Annotated in this window: 20 protein-coding genes and 3 pseudogenes; 8 read left to right on the top strand and 15 right to left on the bottom strand. The window is 61.6% G+C overall.

The genetic code is table 11. The features are described from left to right. Nucleotides 1-214: 214 nt before the first annotated feature. From ACCAA_RS02235 to ACCAA_RS02265, 7 genes and pseudogenes are all read right to left on the bottom strand, one after another. Entirely contained in the window at nucleotides 215-1,039 is an 825-nt protein-coding gene (locus ACCAA_RS02235) for a formylglycine-generating enzyme family protein (protein WP_186405626.1), read from the bottom strand. Nucleotides 1,040-1,408: 369 nt separating this feature from the next. Further along, nucleotides 1,409-2,974, bottom strand: a complete 1,566-nt coding sequence (locus ACCAA_RS02240; RefSeq protein ID WP_186405627.1) for a gamma-glutamyltransferase — start codon at nucleotides 2,972-2,974, stop codon at nucleotides 1,409-1,411. A 111-nt stretch (nucleotides 2,975-3,085) separates the two neighbouring features. Further along, a complete protein-coding gene (locus tag ACCAA_RS02245) occupies nucleotides 3,086-3,778 on the bottom strand; it encodes a haloacid dehalogenase type II (RefSeq protein WP_186405628.1) in 693 nt (230 codons plus the stop codon). Between the two features lie 75 nt (nucleotides 3,779-3,853). Further along, entirely contained in the window at nucleotides 3,854-4,852 is a 999-nt protein-coding gene (arsS, locus tag ACCAA_RS02250; protein WP_186405629.1) for an arsenosugar biosynthesis radical SAM (seleno)protein ArsS, read from the bottom strand. A gap of 16 nt (nucleotides 4,853-4,868) precedes the next feature. After that, nucleotides 4,869-5,324, bottom strand: coding sequence for a bacteriohemerythrin (locus tag ACCAA_RS02255; RefSeq protein WP_186405630.1), 456 nt, complete (start codon nucleotides 5,322-5,324; stop codon nucleotides 4,869-4,871). A 149-nt stretch (nucleotides 5,325-5,473) separates the two neighbouring features. Next, the gene (locus tag ACCAA_RS02260; protein ID WP_245754395.1) at nucleotides 5,474-5,998 is read right to left on the bottom strand and encodes a PDZ domain-containing protein; all 525 of its coding nucleotides are present in this window, start codon (nucleotides 5,996-5,998) and stop codon (nucleotides 5,474-5,476) included. A gap of 225 nt (nucleotides 5,999-6,223) precedes the next feature. After that, nucleotides 6,224-7,471: pseudogene (locus ACCAA_RS02265) on the bottom strand (M61 family metallopeptidase); the annotation flags it as partial. 325 nt (nucleotides 7,472-7,796) lie between these two features. Here ACCAA_RS02265 and ACCAA_RS02270 point away from each other — a divergent pair. The 7 genes and pseudogenes from ACCAA_RS02270 to ACCAA_RS02300 all read left to right on the top strand — a co-directional run bounded on the left by ACCAA_RS02270 (nucleotide 7,797) and on the right by ACCAA_RS02300 (nucleotide 17,058). After that, nucleotides 7,797-8,666, top strand: coding sequence for a glutamate/aspartate ABC transporter substrate-binding protein (locus ACCAA_RS02270; protein ID WP_186405643.1), 870 nt, complete (start codon nucleotides 7,797-7,799; stop codon nucleotides 8,664-8,666). Nucleotides 8,667-8,728: 62 nt separating this feature from the next. Continuing rightward, nucleotides 8,729-9,115, top strand: a pseudogene (locus tag ACCAA_RS02275) (asparaginase domain-containing protein); the annotation flags it as partial. A 200-nt stretch (nucleotides 9,116-9,315) separates the two neighbouring features. Further along, a complete protein-coding gene (locus ACCAA_RS02280) occupies nucleotides 9,316-10,053 on the top strand; it encodes an amino acid ABC transporter permease (RefSeq protein WP_186405631.1) in 738 nt (245 codons plus the stop codon). Nucleotide 10,054: 1 nt separating this feature from the next. Further along, the gene (gene gltK / locus ACCAA_RS02285) at nucleotides 10,055-10,735 is read left to right on the top strand and encodes a glutamate/aspartate ABC transporter permease GltK (protein WP_186405632.1); all 681 of its coding nucleotides are present in this window, start codon (nucleotides 10,055-10,057) and stop codon (nucleotides 10,733-10,735) included. 35 nt (nucleotides 10,736-10,770) lie between these two features. Next, the gene (locus ACCAA_RS02290) at nucleotides 10,771-11,499 is read left to right on the top strand and encodes an amino acid ABC transporter ATP-binding protein (protein WP_186405633.1); all 729 of its coding nucleotides are present in this window, start codon (nucleotides 10,771-10,773) and stop codon (nucleotides 11,497-11,499) included. Nucleotides 11,500-11,512: 13 nt separating this feature from the next. Continuing rightward, on the top strand, nucleotides 11,513-16,186 hold the full coding sequence (locus tag ACCAA_RS02295; protein WP_245754396.1) for an NAD-glutamate dehydrogenase: 4,674 nt from the start codon (nucleotides 11,513-11,515) through the stop codon (nucleotides 16,184-16,186). After that, nucleotides 16,183-17,058, top strand: a complete 876-nt coding sequence (locus ACCAA_RS02300; RefSeq protein ID WP_186405634.1) for an SH3 domain-containing protein — start codon at nucleotides 16,183-16,185, stop codon at nucleotides 17,056-17,058. Before ACCAA_RS02295 ends, ACCAA_RS02300 begins: the two co-directional genes overlap by 4 nt. An 89-nt stretch (nucleotides 17,059-17,147) precedes the next feature. Here the strand turns inward: ACCAA_RS02300 and ACCAA_RS22390 are convergent, their stop codons facing one another. The 6 genes from ACCAA_RS22390 to ACCAA_RS02330 all read right to left on the bottom strand — a co-directional run bounded on the left by ACCAA_RS22390 (nucleotide 17,148) and on the right by ACCAA_RS02330 (nucleotide 22,969). After that, nucleotides 17,148-17,387, bottom strand: a complete 240-nt coding sequence (locus ACCAA_RS22390; protein ID WP_186405635.1) for an oxidoreductase-like domain-containing protein — start codon at nucleotides 17,385-17,387, stop codon at nucleotides 17,148-17,150. Nucleotides 17,388-17,513: 126 nt separating this feature from the next. Continuing rightward, a complete protein-coding gene (locus ACCAA_RS02310; protein ID WP_186405636.1) occupies nucleotides 17,514-18,353 on the bottom strand; it encodes a penicillin-binding protein activator LpoB in 840 nt (279 codons plus the stop codon). A gap of 35 nt (nucleotides 18,354-18,388) precedes the next feature. Beyond that, nucleotides 18,389-19,009: a penicillin-binding protein activator LpoB gene (gene lpoB, locus ACCAA_RS02315; protein WP_425394444.1), complete on the bottom strand. Its 621-nt coding sequence runs from the start codon at nucleotides 19,007-19,009 to the stop codon at nucleotides 18,389-18,391. A gap of 112 nt (nucleotides 19,010-19,121) precedes the next feature. Continuing rightward, nucleotides 19,122-20,552, bottom strand: coding sequence for a DUF1425 domain-containing protein (locus ACCAA_RS02320; RefSeq protein WP_186405637.1), 1,431 nt, complete (start codon nucleotides 20,550-20,552; stop codon nucleotides 19,122-19,124). Nucleotides 20,553-20,558: 6 nt separating this feature from the next. Next, nucleotides 20,559-22,118, bottom strand: coding sequence for a COG3014 family protein (locus ACCAA_RS02325; protein WP_186405638.1), 1,560 nt, complete (start codon nucleotides 22,116-22,118; stop codon nucleotides 20,559-20,561). Between the two features lie 479 nt (nucleotides 22,119-22,597). Next, complete coding sequence (locus ACCAA_RS02330; protein ID WP_186405639.1) at nucleotides 22,598-22,969, bottom strand: hypothetical protein; 372 nt, start codon at nucleotides 22,967-22,969, stop codon at nucleotides 22,598-22,600. A 207-nt stretch (nucleotides 22,970-23,176) separates the two neighbouring features. Between ACCAA_RS02330 and ACCAA_RS02335 the strand changes: the two genes are divergently transcribed. After that, a complete protein-coding gene (locus ACCAA_RS02335; protein WP_186405640.1) occupies nucleotides 23,177-23,848 on the top strand; it encodes a DsbA family oxidoreductase in 672 nt (223 codons plus the stop codon). Nucleotides 23,849-23,868: 20 nt separating this feature from the next. Here ACCAA_RS02335 and ACCAA_RS02340 read toward each other — a convergent pair. Beyond that, nucleotides 23,869-23,952, bottom strand: a pseudogene (locus tag ACCAA_RS02340) (restriction endonuclease); the annotation flags it as partial. Continuing rightward, nucleotides 23,953-25,623 carry an Eco57I restriction-modification methylase domain-containing protein gene (locus ACCAA_RS02345; RefSeq protein WP_186405646.1) on the bottom strand — a complete coding sequence of 557 codons (1,671 nt, stop codon included), beginning with the start codon at nucleotides 25,621-25,623 and terminating at the stop codon, nucleotides 23,953-23,955. Nucleotides 25,624-25,934: the final 311 nt, after the last annotated feature.

Raw genomic sequence — 25,934 nt, forward strand, 5'->3', positions numbered from 1 at the left:
CGGGCTCGTCCAACAAACGGATCAGATCGTGGCTTCGCACGATCTATCCTTATTCGTTAGGCCACGAAACGGCAAACTGAAAGGAATCGACCCATTCTCCAAATACGCCGCGCCGACCAGCGTGGAAGCTTGAACCTCGGCTGGACGCCGGGACGGCGATCGAGATCATCGTCGGGCAAGCCGCCGAGGTCCTGGCCTTCGACCTACGGGCCGATCAGGGATGACCGAGAACGATCCGGAAGCCGGTGCTGCGTGGCCGGTAGGCGGGTTCGATACGGCTGCGCGTAGCCGAACGGGCGTAACGCGCCGGGTCGCTCCAGGTGCCGCCGCGCAAGACGCGCATCTTGCCAAAGCTCGGGCCGCGCGGATCAATCTGTACTTCGGTCGGGTACTCGGCATACCAGTCGGCGCACCACTCCCAGACATTGCCATGCATCTCGTACAAACCCCAGGGGTTGGCCGGTAGTGAGCCGGCGGGCACCGTGCCTTGGCGATGCAGGCCACCGAGCCCGTCGGCGTAGGGATGGTCACCATGGTAGTTCACCTGCGCGGGAGTGACTTGCTCGCCGAACGAGAACGGCGTCGTCGTTCCCGCCCGGCAGGCGTATTCCCATTCAGCCTCGGTCGGCAGGCGAGCGGGCAATCCCGGCAGCCGTCGGTTCAACTCGGCGATGAAACGCTGTGCGTCGTGCCAGGCAACGTTTTCGACCGGGTTGTTCGCCTGCGCCTGGAAATGGCTCGGGTTTGCCGGCGATAGCGCCAGCCAGAAGGCTTGCGTGCAGCTCGTATCGGCGAGCCAGAAGCCGTGGCTGAGGGTCACTTCGTGCAGCACTTCGGCGCCACCACGCTGCGCCTCGCCGGGCGCCGATCCCATCAGGAATCGCCCCGGCGCGACCCAGCGAAAAACCTGGCGCGCGTCGCCGAGGCTCAGCGCCACCGACACACCGAACGAGTCTTCGACGAAATTGCTCGCGTGTGGCACCGGGAAGGGCTCGGCCAACCGGGCATCGGCCTGGTCAATGGTGATGGCGGACATCATCAGCTTTCTCAGTGGTGCCGGCGTTTGCCGGGTAGACGTTTGCTTGCCTCACAGCTTGGTCCGTGCCAGCGGCGAAGAGTGCGGTCAAGGCCACGGTCAAGTGGAAAGGGCATTACTTGTGGTGATATCGCTTGATCGCTACCGACGCGTCAATCGCCAAAAACCAGTTGCGCAACACAGCTATTAGTATACCGCGAAGGCAGCCGTCGACGGGGGCTTCCCTAGCATATGGTTGGTGGTGGCGGAGTAGCAGCCACGTGGCCAAACCAGTTCGTTGGGGTGACGAAGGAACCCCAACATTATCCCCACCGTTCAACATGGGCGTTCGTTCGTCACCCAACACGCTCTGAGCATGCCATTCCACTCTGGCTAATCCTCCGCCAGCAGCACGACGCCCCCACGCCGTCGGTCACCGGCACCGGCCAAGTGACCGTCGACGCTGACGACGGCATTGACGCCGCCGAAAAAAAAACTCGCGGCGTCGAAGCGGGTCGCCCCCGGCCAAGCAGCCTGCAGAGCGTCGGCCGTTCCTGCTGCGAGACCAACGTCCTCGAACCAGAGCTGGCTGCCGTCAACATGCAGGCGAGCGGCGTTCACTGCCTCGTCGAGCGGGCGCCGATAGCTCAGCAGATTGAGCAGCACCTGCAGGATGGCGCTGCGGATCCGGTTCGAACCGCCGCTGCCGAGCGCAACGCACGGTCGATCACCGGCGACGACGATCGTCGGTGCCATCATTGTGCTCAGCCAGCGTCCTGCCGGCGATTGATGGAAGCCGGCCGGGTTGATGTCGTCCTCGCCGAGGAAATTATTGACGTGAATTCCCAGTCCCGGCAGAGCATGCCCACAGCCCTCGCCGTTACTGGTGGTCATCGCCGCCGCCATGCCCTGCGCATCGATGACCGAGATGTGCGTGGTAGCGCCGAGAGGGTTTTCCCGTCGCCGCGAGCGCGCTCCTTCGATCCATGCGGGCAGGCTGCCGCCGGCTGCCAGGACTCGAATCGCCTCTGGGTCGACGTGCAGGCGCTCGTCGTAGCCCGACTGGCGGACATCGGAGACGGTGGCCAGCAGCGCAGCTATGGCGAGCTGATGTTCGCGCGACAGAAACTGTTCCTGGCCGAGGCCGAGGCCGTCAGCGATCTGCAGGCCAATGCCGATCAGGCCGCCACCGGCAGACGGCGGCGGGTTGGTCAACACAGTGTAAGCGCCGAATGGCACGCACAGCGGTTCGCGTACCACCGGCGCGTAGGCCGCGACATCCTGCCGCGTGATCAGCCCGCCGTGTGCCGGGCCAAAGTGGTCGACCAGGGACATCCAATAACTGGCCACCACGGTGTCAGGATCTCCTTCGCCAAGCGTGTGCAGGAAGTCGCCGAGATCGGGATTGGCCAGGCGATCACCCGCTTGCAGCATGTGTTCTCCGGGAAAGAACAGTCGCGCCACGGCAGGCGATCGGCTAACGATCGGGGCAATGACATCGGCAAGGCGCGCCATCTGCGGGCTGACCGCGAACCCATCGCGCGCCCAGCTTACCGCGGGCGCAAGGACTTCACGCAACGGCAAGCGGCCGGCGCGCCGATGCAACTCGAGCAAGCCGGCGAGTTCACCGGGAACGGCAGCGGCTCCTTTCCCGACGTGAAATACCTGGGTCGTCTGCCCGAAATCGACGGTGACCGGAGCGAAGTCCAATGCCGGCAGCGCATCGAGGCTGCGACCGGGCGTAGCCGCAAAGAAATCGAGGACTTTGTAGCCGTGGTCGGCGTCCCCCCACAGGCAGGCACCGCCACCGCCAAGCGAAGTCAGCGGCAGTTCGGTAATCGTGGCGGCGAACTTGGCCGCGACGATCGCGTCGACCGCGTTGCCGCCGCAGCGTAGCAGCCGGGCGCCGGCCATCGCCGTATGTGGGTCCGATGCTGCGATGACTCCATGAACGCTCATCCGCACACCATACGCGATGATGCGCCGCTCGCAAAGCCCCGGCTTGCTTCTGACGATATCGTCGTTCTGGCGATCATCAAGCGGCGCCTGCGCAATTGGCCGAACAGGCGACTACGCAGGGGGAAACAGCAGCTCCGGTAGCTCGGAGAGGTTCTTGATTTCGCCGTCAGGGGTCTCCGGAATCCGCTCCGGCGCCTGTCCGAAGCGGTTGCACCACAACGCGCGCAGACCGGAGGCTTTGGCCGAGTAGGCATCCCAGGCATTCGAAGAGAGAAAACAGATGGTCGCCGGGGCGATCTGCAGGCGCTCGGAAGCCAGGCGATAGACCGCCGGGTGTGGCTTGAAGACGCCGACTTCTTCGACCGACAGGACGGCGTCCAGCACCCTTTCGAGACCATTGCTGCCGACGACGGCGGCCAGCATCGCCGGCGTTCCGTTCGAGAGAATGGCCAGCTTCATTCCCGCAGCGTGCAGCCGACGCAAGGTCTCGGGAACCTCGGGATAGGTGGCCAGGTGGAGATAGAGGTCCATCAGCCGCGCGCGCAGAGCGGGGCGATCGATCTTCAGCGTGCTGAGGGCAAAATCGAGCGCCTCGCCGGTCACCTGCCAGAAATCCGCATGGCGGCCACCGAGTCCTCGCAGCCAGGTGTACTGCAACTGTTTCTGACGCCAGAGGTCGGACAGGCGCTGCGCATCGTCACCAAGCTCGTCGCCGGCCGCCAGCGCCGCGCTGTTGAAGTCGAAGAGCGTTCCGTAGGCGTCGAAAACGCAGGCCTGGATTCCGTCGAGACGCTGTTGGTCCATGATTCATCGTTCCTGTGCTGGTGTGGTCTGCCGGTCAAGGGCAAGAAGCTGCCGCCGCGGGTGCCGGCGGCTCAATCAGGCGTTGCAGGTCGGCGCAGCGGCCATCTCGTCACCGAGCGCGCCGCCGCAGCTCGATCCCTGTCCGGCCGTGCAGCCGTAGCAATGGTCGGCGACCCGAATCGCGCAGCCATCGAGATCCGCACCGTTCACCTCGGTGATGTGCAGTCGGGGGTGGCCGGCGCTGCCGATCGGCAGACCGAGTTGCTGATTGAAGTCGCAATCGTAGAGGTAGCCCTGCCAGTCGACCGACAGAAGGTTGCGGCACATGACCTGCTCGATGTTTTCGTCGCGGTGAGCGCTGCGCAGCAACTGCATGTAGCCATTGAACTGACCCTTCGAGACGAGCATCGACCCAAAACGCTGGATCGGCATGTTGGTCAGGGTGAATAACTGGTTGAAGACGACTCCGAACTCTTTCCCCAGGTGCTCCCTGTAAGCGGCAGTCAGCGGCGCCTGCGGCGGCGGTAGCGCGGGTCCTTGTGGATTGAAAACCAGGTTGAGGGTCAGGTCACTGTCGGCGACGCCGTAGCCCAGGGAATTGAGTCGCCGCAGGCCCCTGATGCTGCCGTCGAAGGTTCCCTTGCCGCGCTGCCGGTCGACGTTCTCTTCGAGGTAGCAGGGGAGCGAGGCAACCACCTCAACGTGGTGCGCGGCCAGGAAAACGGCCAGATCGTCATGACCGGGCTCTTCGAGGATCGTCAGATTGCAGCGGTCGATGACCCGCAGACCGCGTTGCCGCCCGGCGACGACCAGGCGGCGGAAATGAGGGTTCAGCTCGGGGGCGCCGCCGGTCAGGTCGAGGACCTTGACTTCGGGGCTGGCGGCGACAAACGCGAGCAGTGCGTCGACCGTGTCGCCGGTCATCTCCTCCTTGCGCTGCGGACCGGCATTGACGTGGCAGTGCACACAGCTCTGATTGCAGCGATAGCCGAGGTTGACCTGGAGAGTGTCAACCGAGCGTCGGGTCAAAGGCGGGAAACTGGTGGTCAAGAGGAGGGGCAACGTGGCGCGCATGGGCGGTGGTTGTCGCTCAGGCCTGGGCTGAGAAACAGTGGCTTGCAACCGTTTGCTGGCGGCGTGAAGGAATGTAGTTGCCGGACTGCAGAGCGGCGACGAAGAGTCTGTCGTCTTCTCTGATGTGGCGCTCAAACCAGCACTCGGCGTAACGCAGGAAGGAGTGCGCGTCCTGACCACCACTGAGGACTTCGCCCAGCGCCCTGTGCAACAGGCGCAGGGTATCTCCATGCACCCCCGCGTGATGGGTAAAGTCAAGTCCCGCTTCGTCGGCGATGCGCTCTTCAGTAGCGAAGTGAAGGGCAAACAGGTCGAGTAATGACTGGAACTCGTCTATGGGCACGTAACCACTGTCAAAACAGGCGGTCTTGAGCCATTCGATACGGTTGAAGATTTCTTCATGCTGAGCGTCGATTTCAGGTAAATCGACCAGCAGAGCCTCCGGTAATAAGGTGGCGAGATAGATATTCATGGCAAGTCTCCTATGTCAATGATCGGGCGCATTTTTCTTATCCATGCAGTATAGAAAGAGTGGGCGCGGAATTCCAGAGAAATTTAATTTAAGTCAAATAAGTAGCGCTTGGCATGCAAGATCCCGGGGGAAATGATCTCTGGCGACGGCTATGTTCCCAGCCATGCCCGGCGCAGGGAATTGGCTGATCGCGTCAACAGCAGCGTATGCCTGTCGCTGGCCGGTGGTCCGAGCTGCAGCGAGAAGGCCATCAATTCGTCGCGGCGAAATGCCTGAACCTGAATGGTGGCTCCTGGTTTGCGGCGAGAGAGCAGACGCTCCAGGGTGGACGGAGTGACGCGCAATCCATCGATCGCCACCAGCAGGTCGCCGGCCGAGAGGCCGGCTGATTGTGCGGGGCCAGCAGCGTACACGGTGGCCAGTCTGACCTCGTTGCCTTCCTGAGTCGTTTGCGCGCCGATCGTCGGTGTCCGCGACGCAGAGGCGCTCTTCAGCGTGATGCCGAAGGGCTTCAGCAGTTCTGCCAGGGCCAGTTCCTGTGTGCCGTGCACCGCATCGGTAAAGAAGCGCGTCAGGTCGAGGCCCGACAGTTCCTCGGCGATCAGTCGGATGTCCTCGTCGCCGACGCCAATGCCGCAGTGGCCCCTACGCTCGCCGTGGCGCAGCCAAAGCACGCGCATCACGTGGTCAAGTGATTTGGGTGTGGATCTTTTCGGCCACGGAGGACTCTAAAAGAATCCAATATGTAGCAGATCAATGGCTTGGCAGATTACCCCGAAGGCGCCACGTAACTTTTCGGGCCGGCATTACTCAGGCCTAAACCGAGCTTTTGACGCTCTTAGCAGGCGGAAATTGACCATTTTTTGGCTTCAAAGGCGTGGCCGAAAAGAGCCGCACCCAAGTGATTTCCGGTTTTCGGTTCCGAGGCGCAGCGTGAGGTCGAGGGCCAGCGCGACCAGAGCGCCCTTGGCGTAATAGCTGACGACGGCATTGGGCGTGTTCTCATCGGGTCGGTAGTACTTTGTCCAGGCGTCGAAGCTCGATTGGGCCAGCGTCTGCCGCCGCCGACCAGGGTTGCTGAGGACTCTGTCGATCGTCTTGGCGACCAGTTGCAGCCAGTCCCTCGCTTTGATCACGCCGCAGCGAAGCAGGGCCAGATCATCGTAGTACGACGTGAAACCCTCGAAAGCCCAGAGCAGGGTAGTGTAGTTCTCGCGATCCAGGTTATAGGCCACGAACGCGGCCGGCTTGATGCGTTTGACATTCCATGCGTGGAAATACTCGTGGCTGCACAGACCCAGGAATGTTCGGTAGCGCTCCGGCGTCCCTTTCATGCCGGGGTAGGGCAGGTCATCGCGCGCACAGAGGAGGGCCGTCGAAGCGCGGTGCTCGAGTCCACCGTAAGCGTCGCCGACGGCAGTAATCAGGAAAACGTAGCGCGACATCGGCGCTGGTTGGCCGAAAAAACGGATCTGCCATTCACAGATACGTGTCAGGTCGGCGGTGAGACGCGCCAGATCGCCATCGTGGCGGCCGCTGATGGCGACTTCGTGCGGCACACCACAGGCAGTGAAAACGGCCAGAGTGAAGGTGCCCATCTCGACCGGGTGGTCGATCAGTTCGTCGTAGTCGGCAGCCTGGTAGAGGCCAAATCCATCGCTCCCGGCAGCGCCTTTTTCGCCCTCGGCGATGGGCAGGGCGGTGGCGACGCGCCAGTCCTGGAAGCGCTGGCCGATCGGCCGCTGGAGCTCGATCAGGCAGCGCCGATGTTCGTGCCCATGCGCGCGCAGGAAGACGCTGCTGCCGTTGAAGAAGGCGTGCGTCTGGTCGACGTGTGCGCCGCGTACCGAGAGATCCCAGGCATAGATCTCGCAGATCACGCTGAGCGTTCCGCCGGTAGCCAAAGGAGCTGCCTGCCAGGTATGTTTGTTGATCTTGTCGAGGGCGACTGCCTGGCCGCCGGCCTCGGCGCGAATCGCCATGACATGCCGGGCAAAGTCGCGAATCAAATAGCTACCCGGGATCCACGCCGGCAGGGCGAAGCGCTGGCCCGCCGGGTCGGGGTCGGGAAGTGTGCACCGGACTTCAAAGAGATGCGCTTCGGGATTGCTGGGGCGGATGCTGTAGCGGATGGCGGCAGGCGTCATGGCGGGCTCGGTGCGTCGTGTCGGGGGATTCGAGGAATTCGGGAAGTTCGCGGAATTGTACGGCGTGCGCAGTGTCGGAATACGCGGGGTGGCCAAAACAGCCATCGAGTCGATCCAGTCCATAGAGTTCCCTGTCCCGGAATGACAGAAACGCGCTAGGCATGCCTGTGGAGTCGATTGAGTAGCGCTTGATGACTGGATCATGCTTGGCGCGCGGCGCCAGTCGTGCCACAATCGCGCGGTCCGGGAGCCTCCCGGCCATTCGTCTGACTGAAGAGGAGGAGACACAGTGATCAAGAATTGCAAGCGCGTAGCCCTGGCTGCCATGCTGGCCACCACCCTGTCGTCGGCGCCGGTTCTGGCGCAACAGTTGACCGGTACCCTGCAGAAGATCAAGGAGACGGGAGTCATTACCCTGGGGCATCGCGAGTCGTCGATCCCGTTCTCGTATTATGATGACAAGCAACAGGTCATCGGCTACTCGCAGGAAATGATGCTCAAGGCGGTCGATGCCATCAAGGCTGAACTGAAACTCGCCAAGCTCGACATCAAGTTGATGCCGGTCACCTCGGCGAATCGCATCACGCTGGTCCAGAATGGCTCGGTCGACCTCGAATGTGGTTCGACGACCAACAACATTGAGCGACAGAAGCAGGTCAGTTTCTCGGATACCATCTTCATCATCGGAACTCGTCTGATGACCAAGACGACGTCCGGGATCAACGATTTTTCGGATCTCGCCGGCAAGAATGTGGTGACCACCGCCGGGACCACTTCCGAACGCCTGCTGCGCAAGATGAACGAAGAAAAGCAGATGAAGATGAACGTCATCAGCGCGAAGGACCACGGTGAATCTTTCCTGACCCTGGAAACCGGCCGAGCTGTTGCCTTCATGATGGATGACGCCCTGCTCTACGGCGAAATGGCCAAAGCCAAGAAAGCCAGCGACTGGGTCGTCGTCGGCACGCCGCAGTCGTTCGAAGCGTACGGCTGCATGCTGCGCAAGGATGACCCGGCGTTCAAGAAAATTGTCGATGGTGCTCTGGCCAAGGTGATGACTTCGGGCGAAGCAGAGAAGATCTACGCCAAATGGTTCCTGCAACCGATACCGCCGAAGGGTCTTAACCTCAACTTCCCGCTCTCCGACGCCATGAAGAAGCTGTACAAGGCACCCAACGACAAGGCATTCGAGTAAGTCGTTTCATTCCAGGGGCCTGGCGGCCTCTGGCACTGGCAGCACACTCAAAGGAGGAAGCCATGTTGAACGAGAGCGTCAATCGCTGGCTGCTGGCCCTCGCCTCGATGTTGGTGGTCATCAGCGCTGCACTGGCTGCCGACCTGCCGAAGGTCGTCATTCTCGCTACTGGCGGCACCATTGCCGGCGCGGGTGCCGAGGTCACCAACGGTGCCACCTACCAGGCGGCGAAGGGGCCGGTGGACAAGCTGTTCGCCGGAATTCCACAGTTGAAGACGATTGCCAAGGTGCGCGGCGAACAGGTTTTCCAGATGACTTCTGAGAGCCTCACCAATGAGAATCTGGTGACGCTGGGCAAGCGCGTTGGGGCCAGCACAGATGCGCGCGGCAAAGGCGTGCTCGTGGCGATGAACGACGAGATCAACAACGGGCACGATGTGGCCAAGATTTGGGAATACTGATTGCCGTTCGCCGGGCAGGGCGGCCTCAGCGTGCCTTTCCTGCCTTGCCTCAACGGTTATGACTTCTCAGGACACCCCTGATAATGAAAGTCATGACCGTTGCCCTCACCCCCGACCCCTTTCCCGCGCAGGCGAGCGAGGGGAGTTTCGTGAGTCGCTCGCGACTTTCACGGTAAGGAGAAGCGTCGATGGGCTACAACTGGAATTGGGGTGTTTTTCTGCAGCCGACGTCAACCGGCGATGACACGTACCTGGGCTGGATGTTCTATGGCTTCAAGGTCACCATCGCCTTGTCGCTGTCCGCCTGGCTGATCGCGCTGGCGCTTGGCGCCGTCGTCGGCGTCCTGCGCACCGTGCCGAACAAGTGGCTGTCCGGGTTTGCGACGGCCTATGTCGAACTCTTTCGCAACATTCCGCTGCTCGTGCAACTGTTCCTCTGGTATTTCGTGATGCCCGAGTTGCTGCCCGAGAGAATGGGCGACGCCTTCAAGCAAAGCAACCCGTTCATGCAGCAGTTTCTCGCCTCGATGGTCTGTCTGGCGCTGTTTACCAGCGCGCGGGTCGCCGAGCAGGTCCGTTCGGGGATCAATTCGCTGCCACCCGGACAGAAGAACGCTGGTCTGGCGATGGGCTTCACCCTGGCGCAGACCTATCGCTATGTGATGTTGCCGATGGCCGTGCGTCTGATCGTGCCGCCGTTGACCTCGGAGTTTCTCAACATCTTCAAGAACTCGGCGGTCTGTTCGACGATCGGTCTGCTGGAACTGGCGGCTCAGGGCAGGCAACTGGTCGATTACACGGCACAGCCCTACGAGTCGTTCATCGCGGTGACTCTGGCCTACTTGGTGATCAACATCGTGGTGATGTTCGGCATGCGCTGGGTTGAAGAACACGTGCGCGTGCCCGGCTATCTGGGAGGGAAATGAGATGCATGAATTCGACTGGTCTTCGATCCCCAATTCGCTGCCTTTCCTCTGGGATGGAATGAAGATTTCGCTCCAGATCACGGTCAGTGCCGTCATCTTCGGGATTGTCTGGGGCACGTTGCTGGCGCTGATGCGCATGTCGCCGATCGCGCCCCTGTCATGGTTTGCCGCCGGTTATGTAAACCTCTTCCGGGCCATTCCCCTGGTCATGGTATTGTTGTGGTTCTTCCTGATCGTGCCGCATCTGCTGGAAAGCATTTTCGGCTTCCCGCGCGGCTCGGACATGCGCCTTGGCTCGGCAATGGCGGGCTTTGCCCTGTTCGAGGCGGCCTACTACTCCGAAATCATCCGTGCTGGAATTCAGTCGGTGCCTAAAGGGCAGATGGGCGCCGCCAGCGCGCTCGGTATGACCTACGGCCAGGCCATGCGCCTGGTGGTTCTGCCGCAGGCTTTCCGCAACATGGTGCCACTGTTGCTGACCCAGGGAATCATCCTGTTCCAGGACACCTCGCTGGTCTATGTGTCGGCACTGGCCGACTTTTTCGGTGCCGCCTACAAGGTGGGTGATCGCGACGGGCGCCTGGTCGAACTACTGCTCTTTGCCGGCGCCGTGTATTTCGTGATCTGCTTCACCGCCTCACGAATCGTTCGCTACTACCAGCACAAGCTCAAGACGGCTTGAGGGCGTCCCGAGGCAACAAACAGAGGAGACTTTCGATGATTTCGATGAACAAGGTCAGCAAGAATTACGGTTCGTTTCAGGTTCTCGCCGACTGCACGACCGAGGTACACAAGGGCGAGGTGATCGTCGTCTGTGGTCCCTCTGGTTCGGGCAAGTCGACGCTGATCAAGTGTGTCAATGGCCTGGAACCCTTTCAGAGCGGTGAAATCGTGGTCAACGGCGTCTCCGTCGGCGATCCCAAGACCAACCTTTCCAAGCTGCGCTCGACGGTCGGCATGGTGTTCCAGAACTTTGAACTGTTCCCGCACATGAGCATCATCGACAACCTGGCGATTGCCCAGATCAAGGTGCTCGGACGCAGCCAGGACCAGGCTCGGGAGAAGGGAAGCAAGCTGCTTGAACGTGTCGGTCTGGCGGTGCAGGCCGAGAAGTATCCGGGCCAGCTTTCGGGCGGCCAGCAACAGCGCGTCGCGATCGCCCGCGCTCTCGCCATGGACCCGATCTGCATGCTGTTTGACGAACCAACCTCGGCGCTCGACCCCGAGATGGTCAACGAAGTCCTCGACGTGATGACCGAACTGGCGCAGGAGGGGATGACCATGATGTGTGTCACGCACGAAATGGGGTTTGCCAAGCGGGTTGCCAGCCGAGTGATCTTCATGGACCAGGGCAGGATCGTCGAGGACGACAGCAAGGATGCCTTCTTCGAGCATCCGCGATCGGAACGGGCGCAACAGTTCCTGGCCAAGATCCTTCACCACTGACGAGGAGAGCGAGATGGCAATGGTCACCGAAGCGGCTATCAACCTGCGCCGCAACCTGCGTGAAATGGTCGAACAACAGCATCTTTCACAGCCGATCGCTGACTATCTCGAGTGCTATTTTGCTGATGTCGAACTGAGCGACGCCAGTGACGCCAGTCCGGAGGACCTTCTCGGCGCGGCTCTTCAGCATTTTCGCCATGGCCAGGTGCGACCGTCGGGACAGGCTGTGGTGGCCTTGTACACGCCGGATTTCGACCGCCACGGCTGGCATTCGCCGCACACCGTGATCGATGTCGTGACCGATGATATGGCCTTTCTGGTCGATTCGATCACCATGGTCGTGTACCGCCATGGACTGGTCATTCACCGTCTGGTGCACCCCCTTCTTGGTGCCGAGCGCGACGCCGAAGGCACCCTGCAAGCGACCCGGCCGCGTGGCGCTGCCGGCAGCCATCCGGAATCCTGGATTCACATCGAAATCGACCGCGTCGGTGATCGCGGACTGACCGGTCGCCTGCACCAGGAGATCATCGCCGTCCTCGCCGATGTGCGTGCGGCCGTCGAGGATGGCTCGGCGATGCACCAGCGCATGCGCGAAGCGCATGACGAAATGCTGGCCGCGACTGTGGCCGAGGCCGATGAAGTGGCCGCATACCTGCAGTGGATCGCGGCCAACAACCTGGTCTTTCTCGGCTACGCCGATTACCGCGTTGCCGTCGGGCAAAGCAACCTCGTCCGTGTCGCCGGCAGCGGCCTGGGGATTCTCCGCGACGGTGATCACCCGGGCTTTGGCCGTTGTCTGACCGGAATTCCCGACGTCGTCGCGGAACTGGCGATCGACCCCTTGCCCGTGATTCTGGCCAAGGCCGACGCCCGCTCGACCGTTCATCGCTCGGCCTACCTCGATTTCATCGGTGTCAAGTGCTACGACACCAGCGGTCATATCGTCGGTCTGCGCGCTTTCGTCGGTCTGTACACGGCGCATGTGTACCACGTCGCGGCGACCGACATCCCGCTCCTGCGGCGCAAGATCGGCGCCGTGCGCGAAGCCATCGGCTTCCTGCCGCGCAGCCATCGCGACAAGACGCTGGTCAACGTACTCGAAACTTATCCGCGCGATGAGTTGATCGAGATTGTGCACGACGATCTGATGCGCATCGCTCGCGGCATCGTCTCGGTGCACGAACGTGAGCAGGTCCGCGTCTTCCTGCGCAATGACGCCTGGGGGCGCTATGTCTCGGCGATCGTCTACATGCCTCGCGACCGCTTCGACACGACGGTCCGCACGCGCATCTCGGCCTTGCTTGGCGAGACGCTGGCGGCAGAGCGCGTTGACTACTTCATCATGCTCGGCGAAGCCCGGCTGGCACGCCTGCATTTCATTGCCCGCACGCCGGTCGGTAGCCGCTACCACTACGATGCCGAAGCGATCGAAAGGCAGGTCGCGCGCATCGTTCGCGGCTGGGCCGACGAACTGAAGCATAATCTCGTCGAGCACTACGGCGAGGAACGGGGCAACAGCCTGCTGCGCCGCTACTCGCTCGAATTTCCCCTGTCGTACCAGGAACGGGTCACACCCGCCTCGGCAGTGTCCGACCTCGAACACCTCGAAGCCGCCGAGCGGAGCGGCCGCGTCGAGGTCAAGCTGAGCGCGGCGCAAGGCGATGACGGCTCGCACCAGCACCTGAAACTATTTGGCCGCGGTCGCCCGCGGCCGCTGTCGGCGATCCTGCCGATTCTCGAAAACATGGGGCTGACGGTGCTTTCCGAGCAACCGTTCACCTTGCCCAGAAGCGACCTGCACATCGCTGACTTCGCGGTGCTCTTGCCAACACCGGCGGCACTCGACGACGAGGCGACGCGGCTGGCCTTCATCGAGTTGCTCGAACGTCTGCTGCGCGACCAGGCTGAGAACGACGGTTTCAACCGCCTGGTCCTGCTGGCCGGCCTCGACGGGCGGCAGATCAGTATCCTCCGGGCCTACAGCCGTTACCTGCGACAAGCCGGCCTGCCTTTCAGCCAGGCCTATGTCCAGCGCTGTCTGGCCACCCATTTCCCGATCACGCGGCGCTTGATCGAGCTGTTCGCGGCGCTTTTTTCACCCGCAGCCGACGATGCACGCGCCAAAGCATTGGTCGAAGAACTGAATACGGCCCTCTTGCAGGTCAGCAACCCCGACGACGACCGCATCGTCTCGGCGCTGCAAACGGTCATTGAAGCCACGCTGCGGACCAATGTCTATCAGCTCGGTAGCGACGGCCAGGCGAAGAACTATCTGTCGTTCAAGTTTTCCTCCAGGGCGATCCCCTTCCTGCCGGCACCGGCGCCGCTGTACGAGATCTTCGTCTATAGCGAGCGCGTCGAAGGTGTTCACCTGCGCGGTGCCAGGGTGGCGCGCGGCGGGCTACGTTGGTCCGACCGCATGGAAGACTTCCGTACCGAAGTGCTCGGCCTGGTCAAGGCCCAGATGGTCAAGAACGCGGTAATCGTTCCGCTTGGTTCAAAAGGCGGTTTCGTCTGCAAGCAACTGCCACCGGCAGGCGAGCGGGAAGCCTTTCAGACCGAGGGAATCGCCTGTTATTCGACCTTCATTCGCGGTCTGCTCGACCTGACCGACAACCTGGTCGATGGACAGGTCGAGCCGCCGCGCGGCGTACGCCGTCGCGACGGCGACGACCCCTACCTGGTGGTCGCTGCCGACAAGGGAACGGCGACCTTCTCGGACATCGCCAATGGCATCGCCCTCGAGTACGGTTTCTGGCTCGGCGACGCCTTTGCCTCCGGTGGGTCGGTGGGTTACGACCACAAGAAAATGGCCATTACCGCCCGTGGCGCGTGGGAGGCAGTCAAGCGGCACTTCCGCGAGTTGGCAGTGGACACCCAGACGCAGCCGTTCACAGTCGTCGGTATTGGCGACATGTCCGGCGACGTCTTCGGCAACGGCATGCTCCTCTCGGGCCAGATCCGACTGCTCGCTGCCTTCGATCACCGACACCTGTTTCTTGACCCGACGCCGGACCCGGCGCAGAGCTTTGCCGAACGGCAACGTCTATTTGCCCTGCCACGTTCTTCCTGGGGCGACTATGACGCGACGCTCATTTCCGCTGGTGGTGGCGTCTGGTCGCGCAGTGCCAAGTCGATTCCGCTGTCGCCCGAGGTGCGCTCGTGGCTGGGCACCGAGGCGACCCAGATGACGCCTCCCGAGCTGATCAAGACCCTCCTCCAGGCGCCGGTCGACCTGCTCTACAACGGCGGCATCGGCACCTACGTCAAGGCCAGTAGCCAGAGCCATCAGGAAGCCAACGACCGGGCTAATGACATCCTGCGGGTCGATGCCAGCCAGCTCAAGGCGAGAGTGATTGGCGAAGGCGGCAACCTCGGCTTGACGCAAAAGGGGCGCATCGAGTTTGCGCTGAACGGTGGCCGGGTATTCACCGACGCAATCGATAACTCGGCCGGCGTCGATTGTTCCGACCACGAAGTCAATATCAAGATCCTGCTCGCCGGCCTGGTCAGTCGTGGCGACATGACCGGCAAACAACGTGATGCGCTGCTCGCGTCGATGACTGACGAGGTCGGGCGTCTGGTCCTGGCCGACAACTATCAGCAGACGCAGGCCATTGCGCTCGAAGCGGCGGCAGGCGCGGCCCTGATCGACGTTCATGGTCGTCTGATCCGCAGCCTGGAAGCCACGGGTTCGCTGCACCGCGGTATCGAGTTCCTGCCTGACGACAAGGGTCTCACCGAACGGGCACAGCAGAAGCGCGGTTTGACCGCACCGGAGATCGCGGTCCTCCTGGCCTATGCCAAGATCACGCTGAAGGAAGCCATCCTGGCCGCCAGCCTGCCCGACAGTGAAGACGTTCATGAACTGCTGGTGAATTACTTTCCCGCTGCCTTGCTCGCCAGCGGCCGTGAACTGTTGCCGGCGCACCCTCTGAAGCGCGACATCATCACCACCCAGCTCGTCAATTGTTTGGTGAACCGCATGGGGACGACCTTCGTCATGCAGGTCGGCGATGAGACCGGCGCTTCACCGGCGCAGGTGGCTGGCGCATGGTACGCGGCGAGCAGCGTGCTCGATGCCGAAGCGCGCTGGCGTGCGCTCGAGGCGCTTGACCTGACCCTGGACGCGGCGCGTCAGATGGAACTGATGGAAGGGCTGCGCGCAATGACCGCGGCGGCGACCCGGCTCCTGCTGACGCAGCATCTGGGCGGCGCCACGATTGGCCAGTTGGTGGCCGACTACCGCTCGGCGGTCGTCGAAGCCATCGACCGCATCGCTCGCGGCAAGACCGACGCGCAGGCGATCGTGGCACTGATCGAGGAGCGGGCCGCGATCGTGGCAGCTTTCGATCTGGTCAACCTCGCCCGCGCTTGCGGCCACCCGATCGACGTCGTGGCCAGCGCGCTGAGCGGCCTCGAAGCGCAAATCGATCTCGATTGGCTAGGCACCGCGGTGAACCATCTGCCAGCCGGCAACCGTTGGCAAGCGCGAGCACGCGCGCAGCTCACCACCGAACTGGCAGCCCTGCGGCAGCACCTGCTACGACAGGTTCTCAGCGCTACCCTGCCGGCCACCGACGAGGCGCGTGCAGCGCTCGATGAAATCAAGTGCAACGAACCGCAGGATCTCGCCATGCTTTCGGCGGGGCTGGCGGAGATCGGTCGGCTGCTGATCACATGAGATACTGGCAGGCATTGGGTTTGCTGACCGTGGCCCTGGCCACCGCACCGGCGACTGCGTACGCGCAGTTGGCCTATACCGCCAAGGACGTGAATGTTCGTGCCGGACCGGCGAAGGACTATCCTCTGGTCGCCAGGCTGCCGCGGGGCATGGCGATCTCGGTAGAGGGCTGTCTGCGCGACTACCAGTGGTGTGACGTCGTCGCCGGCCGTACGCGGGGCTGGGTTTATGGTGCCAACATCGTCTACCCCTACCAGGGTGCGAATGTTCCCGTGCTCACCTACGGCGCCATGATCGGCATCGGTGTGGTCGCCTTCAGCGTGGCCAGCTACTGGGATCGATACTATGTTGGCCGCCCCTGGTATGCGCAGCGACAGGTCTGGATCAGCAAGGCGCCACCGGGCTACTACGGGCCGGGCGGCTATCGTCCGCCCGCGCCAGGCTACGGACCAGGTAGCCCACCGCATCATCGTCCACCGCCAGGCTACCGACCGGGTGGCCCAGCGCAGCTACCGCCACCAGGCTACCGGCCGGGACCACCTCCTCATGGTCAAGGACCCGGAGGAGGTAGCCAGCGACCACCTCCGGGCCAAGGGCCGGGCAACGGTCAGCGGCCACCGCAAGGGCAGGGACCGGGTGGTGGTCAGCGGCCACCGCAGGGGCAGGGACCGGGTGGTGGTCAGCGGCCACCGCAGGGGCAGGGACCGGGTGGTGGTCAGCGGCCGCCGCAGGGGCAGGGACCAGGTGGTGGTCAGCGACCACCTCCGGGCCAAGGGCCGGGCAACGGTCAGCGGCCACCGCAAGGGCAGGGACCGGGTGGTGGTCAGCGGCCAGGTGGTGGTCAGCGGCCGCCGCCCCAGCCTGGCGGTTAGGCGGCGGGGCGGGGCCCGCCCCGAGGGCCGCCCTGCGGTCGCCAAAACCGGCCGTCGTGCGGCTCCCGGGTCGTCACAGGACTCGGGCATCAGCGCAAGAGCCTCTCGGCCTGCTCTCGCCAGTAAGCCAGCGCTTCGTAGTATCCCTGCCATACGCAGCCGTTGCAACCTCGGCCGCAACAGGTATTCGGCATTGGTGGCGGCGGACGTAGGCTGAGATTTTGTCTGCTGAGCAGGGCTTCAATCTCCCGGACGATCGTTTGTGCATCGTCCACACTTCTAATCGGCAGGCAGAAGGGATCGACAAGCTCTTTCATGGCGGACAGCATGGCACCGACTGGCTGACTCGACGATAAGCAGACATCAGACGAGCAAGGGCGCACTGGCCGCTCTGGCGCAGTGCCCGTCGCCTATTGCCCCTACCAGCCGACAGACCGCCGGTAACGCAAGCATCCTTACTTGAAAATGATCACTTCTTCGCGCACTGATTCCCCGCGCGGGCGATAGCTGTTGTCGCGCTCTTCAGCGCTGCTGACTCCGGTCAGTTGTTCTTCAACCTGGCGAGCCACGTCTTCACCGAGGCTCCTGGAAACCTCCGAGACGACCTTGCCACGGTTAAGGACCACACGCCCGCCTTGACTGGTCAACAGTTTGACGTCCTGACCGGTACCCATGGCACTGAACGACGACTTGATGGCGTAATTCCTGGTGTTGATCAGGCTGAATTCGCCGACCAGTTCAAGACTCAGCGTATGCGAAACGGTATTGGTATGGTCGATGGGATTGGCTTCCTGGCGGAACTCGATGCTGTTGATCGAGCCGAACAACACGTAATCCGCGCCCGGATACATGCCCTGTTTGATGCGCGCAATGATGTCGTAAAGCTTTTCCGTATGCTTGGTGTCGGTGAAGGGTTTACCCTGGACCAGTTCGAAGCGACCGGACTTAATGAGTCCACCCTTGATGTCGGCGGTGAATTTGCGCATTTCCCCGCGGTCGATGTAGCTGTAGGTGCCTTCGGTGGAGGAGTAGTTGCTCTCCGACCTGGCGTTCAAGGAACCGCTGCTGCGGCGCGAATAGGCGTCGTCTGAATCGCGCTCGCTTTCGCGACCGGAAGCCCGCAAGGACGATTTTGACGAGGCGGAGACGACCCGAAAATACTCGCTGACGCGTTCCTCATAGGCCAGATCGGTCACGGCTACCCTGGGCGGCCCGGCAGGTGCGGCCGATGCAGCAAGACTGATGATTGCCAACAGGGCGCAAAGACCCGCTCGGGTGAGCCACTTGGGATTCATCTCAAGTTCTCCAGGTTGCCATGACGGTGAATGGATCAGCGCTTCATTGACTTGCGAATGTCCTTCTCTTCAGACCATTCAACAATGCCGGTCTCGATCTCGATCAAGCGCAGGTTCATCTTGTAATAGACGTCCTTGATGTCGCTGCTCTTCTTGATGATCGACGAAATGCTGCCGTCCAGACGGTACCTGGCACCCTGCATCTTGCCCATTTTCACGGCTTTGGACTTGTCATAGAGACCGGACTGGTTCTGGCGACGCAGTTCATCGGTCTGGTTCTGCATGTCTTCGCCTTCGATGGCGTAGCGCACGCCATTTTTCTGCAACTGCGTGAGAATCGTGTCGGTAATCAGACGGGTATCGAAGTATTCGCTCGTCTTGTTCTTGACCGGTGAGGCCATCAGCAACTGACGCTTCTTGATCAGATCCTGAATGAGTGGCTGCTGGATCAGTGACTGCGTCATCTTCTCCGAAATCATCTGGATGTCGGTCGAACCAAGATCGGTGGTCACCGTTTCAACCGCCTTGGAATCGCCATAGCTCACTCCGGACGAGCCGGTAGTCGGCGACGAAGTCGTCTGGCAGCCCGCCAGAGCCACTACCAGCGCGCCGGCAACAAGGTGCATGCGGTGATCAAAGTTGAGTTTCGAGCGCATCAAATTTCCTCCTGATTAGAATTTGCGATGTATTGACCGACGAACAGTCGGACGACGAAACAAGCGCGGCAAGCGCGCGCTTGCCGCAGGAAACCGCCTTCAGTTTACGGTGTTATCGTGCGGCGTTGTCCGGACTTTGCAGAATCAGCCGGAAATCCGTGGCCTTGAAAGTGGGCGACACGACGCTGATGGTCTGTCTCTGGTTGCCGTAGACGAGCAACGGCTTCCACGGTTCATCGTCCCAAACCGTGAAGCCGTCGCGATCCAGCCACTTGAAGCGATAGTAAAGCTGCTGGTTGCCGGCGCTGGAGTTACTGACCTCGGCCTGAATGCGCAGCAGATTGTCGCGCTTGGTTGCCCTCAGATCGGTTACCGTCAGGTAAAGCATCTTGCCCATTTCTTCGATCTTGCTGGCCATGGATGGACCCGCGGCATTGGGTGTCGCCATGGCCAGTTGCGCTGGCGCCGGGGCGGGTGTCGCTGCCGGGGCAGGTGGCGCAACCGGTGCCGCAACCGGAACCGGAGCGGCCTCACCACTGCGGCGCGTGGCCATCTGGGCGGGCGCCGCACTGCTCCGGCGCTTGGCCAACTGGGCGAACTGGCCGTTGGGGTATTTGCTCAGGTAGTCCTGAAAGTCCTCAGGAGTATTGCTGGTCTTGATGCTGTCCCAGAAGGCCAGTTCAACGGCCTTGGGGTCCACCGACTGGATCGCCGGCGCGGCACCGTTACCCGCTGGTGCCGCAGCGGGTGCCGACGGCGAGCCAGCAACAAAGAAAAAATCGCCGTCGGTCTGGTCATAAAGCGCCGGATTCTGTTCGTGCCCCACGGCCTTTGCCTTACTGGTGACCGACGAGCGGACTTTCTTCAAGGCATCTGCAGCGCTGAGGCCACGGGTGGAAATCATGGGCAGGAATTCGCGCGTGAACAGGCCGTTCGGGTCATTGTCGTTGTCACTCAGCTTGTCGAGGGCTTGCTGGTTGGCGCCGGCCGAGAAGAGGACGATCTGACCGTTGGGCGAGGCGGGTTGCGCCAGGCCACGCGTTGCGCCGATGCTGCGCCCGGCCTTCTTGGGTAACGGGTTGTCGCGACAGGCATCGATCAGCAAGAGGGAGAACCTGGCTTTCGCGTCGGCCAGCTTGTCCTGGATCCTGACCAGGCTAATCGCCTGGTCATCGACATCATTGGGGTCCTTGGGCATATCCATGTCGACCGGCAACAGGAAATTCTGGTTGTTGATCTGCAAGCCGTGCCCGGCAAAGAAGAAGATGCCGATGCCGCCGCCCGACACCTTCTGGGCGAACTCGTTGATGGCCTGGTTCATTTTTTTCTGGCCGGCATTGGATATGTACATGACCTCAAAGCCGATTTTCGCCAATTCACGGCTCACGGACTGAGCATCGTTGACGGCCTTTTCGAGCTTGGGAACGCTCTGGTAATCATTATTACCGATCACCAGCGCGACCCGTCGGTCTACCCCGAAGGCCGTGCCTACATTAAGTAGCAGCCAGGCACAGAAAGCCAGACCCAGTGTTTTTTTGTTCATGAGACCTCACTGTTGACCTACGGTAGTGGTTTGATTGCCAACGGGCGCTGCTTTGGTCGGCCTGGCGCTCTTCGCCGGCCTCTTGCCGACCTTTGCCGCGCCACCGACGGGCTGGCTTTCCGCGACGCCCGACCAACTGCTGTTCACCACATTCTGCTTGCCCATGTAGACCGCGCCACCGGTCAGGCGAATGGGCACGACCGTAAAGCGATTGCCGATGTTGACCTCCGTACGGTAGACACCCTTGCCGCTCTGGAATTCCACCGGCAGCTTGCCGTAGGGCAGGGTCGCTCGGGCCACCGATATCCGTTCGGGCAGAGTGCGCCAAGCGCGCTCATCGGCCTGCTCGGTCGCCACGGCGGCGATAGTCACGATGGCGCCGAGCATGAGGCCGCCCTTTTGTGCCTGGTCCTGGGCCACCGACTTGGCCACGGCACGGACAACGGTGCGCAGCATGATGCCGGGAAGCTGGTCCTTCAACAGGCGACGGGCCATGGCGTCGATATTGACCAGAGTTTCCACCGGCAGCTCCTTGCCGCCCGCATTCACGCTGGGCGGTACGAAACCCTTGTCCTCGGCCTTGATGACCGGGAAAGAGAGCGGCGTAACCACCATCGACTTGCCGGTGGGAATCGGAATGGGAATGGTCACCGACTTCCATGCCGGGGCGAAGCCGGATTCGATCACAAACAGCACGTCAGACTCATTCACACCCGGCTTGCGTTTGCCTACCCGCTTGAGGCCATCGTTGATCAGCTTGCTGTTGGGTTGCAGCGCCAGAGCGTTTCGGTAGCCTGGCTCGGCGAGCGAATATTCGCCGGTCACCTCGAAAAAATAGCCGGCCAGATAATGGGCAAAGGCGTTCTGGAAACCATTCTTCAGGTTGCGCACGTCCGGCGTGTCCAGATCCGCCATCGGATAGCCTTTTTCACTCAGTTGTTTGGTGTCGGCACTGATATGCTGCTTTTCGCCTTCTTCCTTGAGCTTGTCGTATTCCTTCTCGCGGAAGCTTTCGATCAGCTTTTCCCTTTCGAAGGTCTTTTTCATCTCAATGCGGGCGCTGTCGAAATCCCCCAGCATGATGTGGTTGAGAGTCAGTTCCGTCGATAGGGAAACCTTTTCGTAGTCCTGTCCATCGTAGCGTCGCACTCGGTCACTGACCAGGTAACTGCCCACGTCGCCCAGCAGTTTGCTCGGATTGGTCTTGTACTCGTCCTCCCAGGTCCGCACATACTCGTCGGCCTGGAGCCAGGTATCGCGCCCTTCGACGTAGTTGTTTTGCAGGTTCAGAATCTCGCCCTTCTCGAGGAAGTACAGGATATCCTTGTTATCCAGCGTGCCGTTGGCGTGTTTTCCGCCTGCGGCGGTCTTCTCATCCTTCTTGCTGGCGAACATGGAAGTGTTGTTCTTTTCGATGCCGTCGAGGGCTTGCTGCAATTGCCCCGTCTTGACCAAGGTCACGGTCGCCTTGAGTTCGCTGTCGTAACTGCGCATGGGGTTGCCCGCACAACCGGACAGAATCGCTACAGGAACGAGTGCCAGCAAGGAAAGCGCTTTCGTAGTCATGATTTATCAAGCCCTATGAAGAACAAGTAGGTGTATCTGTATCATTCATGGCCGTCGGTATCTTGTCTACCGGACGGCAGGAAACCGCTTCCTGGGCGCTACGTTCGAGCATCGTGAATTCCCCCGGCTTGATCAGTGGCAGGTGGCGTTTTGTCCGCGCCATCCGATGACCGCATAGCACCACTGCTCGTCGTAAGTCGAGGCGCTGAAACAGACGATTGGCGACAGGTGCACAAGCGGGCTTTGCGGGGCGGCACGTAGACTCTCCCAGGTCGACGCGATGCAGTTTGCAGCAAAAACCGACGAATTCCCGTTAAATACCGCACAGAACTCGTCTCACCAAGACTGACCCCGAAGTCAAAAAATGCAGGACTACAAGACCACGCGGGGTCCACGCAGCCGGTACAACTTCCATGGCATGGCAGGGACAGGCACTTCATCGCTGCCAAACAGAGTATAGCCCACTCGGCAATGCTCGATCAAAACGAGAATCTCTGGAAGAAGCCTTTGGCATCCCAGTCACACAGTTTCTTGCCCACCGGGTAGAGAGATTCACCGGCCAGAACCCGGTACGGGGCCGACCACTGCCCGCCGGTCAGCGCGGAAAACTCGCGGCTGGCGCAATTGAGCACGGAATCGGTTCCCTGGTCGCTCGCCTCCGGCGACGTATAGAGCTTGAAGGTTGCCACATCACTCTTGATCTTGACCGCTGCCTCGTCGAGAAAATAGGGCGTCCCTTCGACCCTGACCCGTGTGGGGGGAGTGCTGTCGGCACACTGGCTCGGCGCAGATACCGACAGCAACAAGGCCGGCACAGCCAGCGTCGCCCACAGATTCAGTCTATTGCACACGTTTGGTTCTCCGCTTGCGATTGAAGACGACGGCAGGAGATGCACCGGCAAGATGCAGAATGGCCACGTCGCTGCCGCCGGTGCCAGTATAGGTGGCCGGGTTAACAGTGGTCAATCGGCGAGCGGATGGCGGCTGGTGGGGAAGGCCGGGTGCGCAGCAGGAAGATGGTCTAACATGGCGCTTCTGCCAACCCACTCGGAGCCGCCATGAAGATCGATTTTGTTTCCGATGTGGCGTGCCCCTGGTGCGCCGTCGGGCTCAATGCGCTGGAGCGGGCGCTGGAGCGCATCGGCACCGAGATCGTGGTCGAACTACACTTCCAGCCCTTCGAGCTGAACCCGACGATGGCCGCCGAAGGCGCCGACGCTGCCGAGTACCTGCGCGCCAAATACGGGCTGTCGCCGGAGCAACTGGCACGCAACCGCGCGACGATACGCGAGCGCGGCGCAGCAGTCGGCTTCGCCTTCGGCGAACGGGTGCGCGTCTGGAACACCTTCGATGCGCACCGATTGCTGCATTGGGCCGGGGTCGAAGGCTCCGCAGACCAGCCCCGCCGGCTGAAACACGCGCTGCTCCGTGCCTACCATGACGAGGGCCGCAACCCCGGTGCGCCGGACGTGCTGCTTGAACTCGCGGCTGAAGTGGGCCTCGACAGCGAGCGCGCACGAGAGATCCTCGCCAGCGACGAATTCGCCGCCGAGGTGCGCGCGAGCGAGCAGCATTGGCAGCAACTCGGCATCCACTCGGTGCCTGCCGTGATCGTGAACGACCGGCACCTGATCTCGGGCGGCCAGCCGCCCGAGATATTCGAGCAGGCGTTGCGCCAGATCGCTTATCAGGGAGGTCACCCAAGTCTGGCTGCCGCTGCCGCCACATGACCGGCCAGAGCAGTCACAATCTGTCTCGCTGCCTCACGGTTTCCCCAGAAGGCTCTTACCGCCTCAAGGGTCTTTTGCTCGTAATCGACAAGATCAAGTGCCATTCATTCTTTGCCGGCAAGGGCGGATCGTTCTTCGTTGCTGAGTCGAAACAGCTTGGATACTGCACTGTTGCAGGCTTGAAAATCCCGCTTTGTTGCCGCTTCGGCCAGTTCGATCCGCAACGTTGTCGACACATCCGCCCATTGCGGGATGCGAATACGCCGCAGATATTGCGCCTGAAAGCGGAGGAATCCGCCCCGCATTTTGGTTGAGTAGGTGGCCATGAATAGACGCGTCACGTTGGAAAGCATCACCGCTTGCAATGCCCTCAGGTCCCACTCGTCGGATGTAACGTAGTACAGGTTGTGGTGCGGGTACAGCTTCCCGTCCTCAAAAACGATATGCGCCTCACCTTTGATGTCAGGAATCAGGAGCTTCGGTCTCGATGCCAACTCCGGCGTGATGCGGTCAATCGTGCGATACCAGTTCGCCGGGGACTTCCGGGCGCAGTGACGGCCAGCGATAAGCTCACGTCGCGCCTCCAGGTAGCGGCGCAGGCGAGGGTAGTTCCCCAGCTCGACAAGGCCGGCACCTTCGGCAAACGGATTGATGACGCCCTGACCCCGCCATTGCACCTCGCCGGACGCGATGTCTTTGGTTGTCACCAGCCGCAACTTGCGATCAGGCTCCACATCGAGTGCAGCAAAGTCGCCGATATAGGCCTTGTCCGCGCCGGTGGCCACGCCGATACCCACCTTGCAGCCTACTTCTTCCAGGCTTGGGAAGGACTCTTCAAGGCGGCGAATCAGCGCCATCTGATTCGAAGTTTCGAGCAACCACGGTTCCGACCCATTGGTGACTCGAGCCAGTTCGCGTACCGGCCCGATGCCTGGCGGTAGCTTCCGCGCCCGCAGTGCGTCGGCCAGAATCGCCAGCGTGGTCCGGTCGATGGCCGGGCGATGGGCAATACGTGTCGCGCCGGGAATTTCCCGGCTGATGACGGTGATCGCTGGGTAGGCGATCACATCCGAGTGAAACGCCGGCGTGTCCATCATATCGACATAGATCTTAAGATGGAATTGATCCGCCACGAGGCCGCGCAGCGGCCCGCCATAGCGGTTCTTCATCCAGCGATCGGCACAGATGAAGCCCAGATTGCCCACTGTCGCCAGAAGTGAAAGCGATCGTTCAATGAACGGGATGTAGATGTCGGCCCGGTCATACATCGTCTGGTAGCGGTCACGGTACTCGGCCAACAGCGGTTCGGGAATCATCTCCTGGCGAACATAGGGCGGGTTACCGACGACAAAATCGAATGGCCCTGCAAGGGGTGCCAGGAGGAAATCCCCTTGCACAAGCCAGCGATCGGCAAGGGCTATTGCCGACTGATCATCCATCGCCTCTTGCCTGAGCCGGTCGATCACTGCTGTGCGCGTGGTGGAAAAGGTTTTGCGATGCAGTTCAACCGCGCGAATTGCGTCGCCAAGCTCTTCGACTACGGTCTTTTCGTGGCGCGATGACCTCCACGCAGTCAGCAGTCGCCCGATGGCTGGCAAGAGAAAGTCACCACCACCGAATGAAGGCTCCAGAAGTCGCTTTTCATGGAGCGGCTGATCCGCCGTATAGCCAGTCAGATCGAGGATGAAATCTACCACCTCGACGCGTGTAAAAATTGCTCCGCGAGATTCGGCTCCTGCGCCGGAAGACAATTCTTCAATCGCAGCAGCGACCATCGGCGAATGACTGCAACCCGGCTCGCCAAACAAATCGAATTGAAGCTGTCCGAATGCCAGGCTCATGGTCAGAAAGGCACAGACTAGGGTGTTGCGGTAGAAGCGTTCTCATATATCCACGCCGGATCAAGGTCTGCGCCGTTCGGCCAGGTCAGTGCGCCCGATTCGATGCGCACCCTACTGAAAAACGCGGGGTCAGCAAGCGGGCCAAAAAATACGGGCCTGTCCGTGGTCAGAATGGATGAACAGTGTCCTTTCGGCAACGCTGCGAAACCCCGGTCGCGCGGGCCTCAGCCGCGCGGCGGCTGATC

This window comes from Candidatus Accumulibacter aalborgensis (assembly GCF_900089955.1).
Classification (GTDB): domain Bacteria; phylum Pseudomonadota; class Gammaproteobacteria; order Burkholderiales; family Rhodocyclaceae; genus Accumulibacter; species Accumulibacter aalborgensis.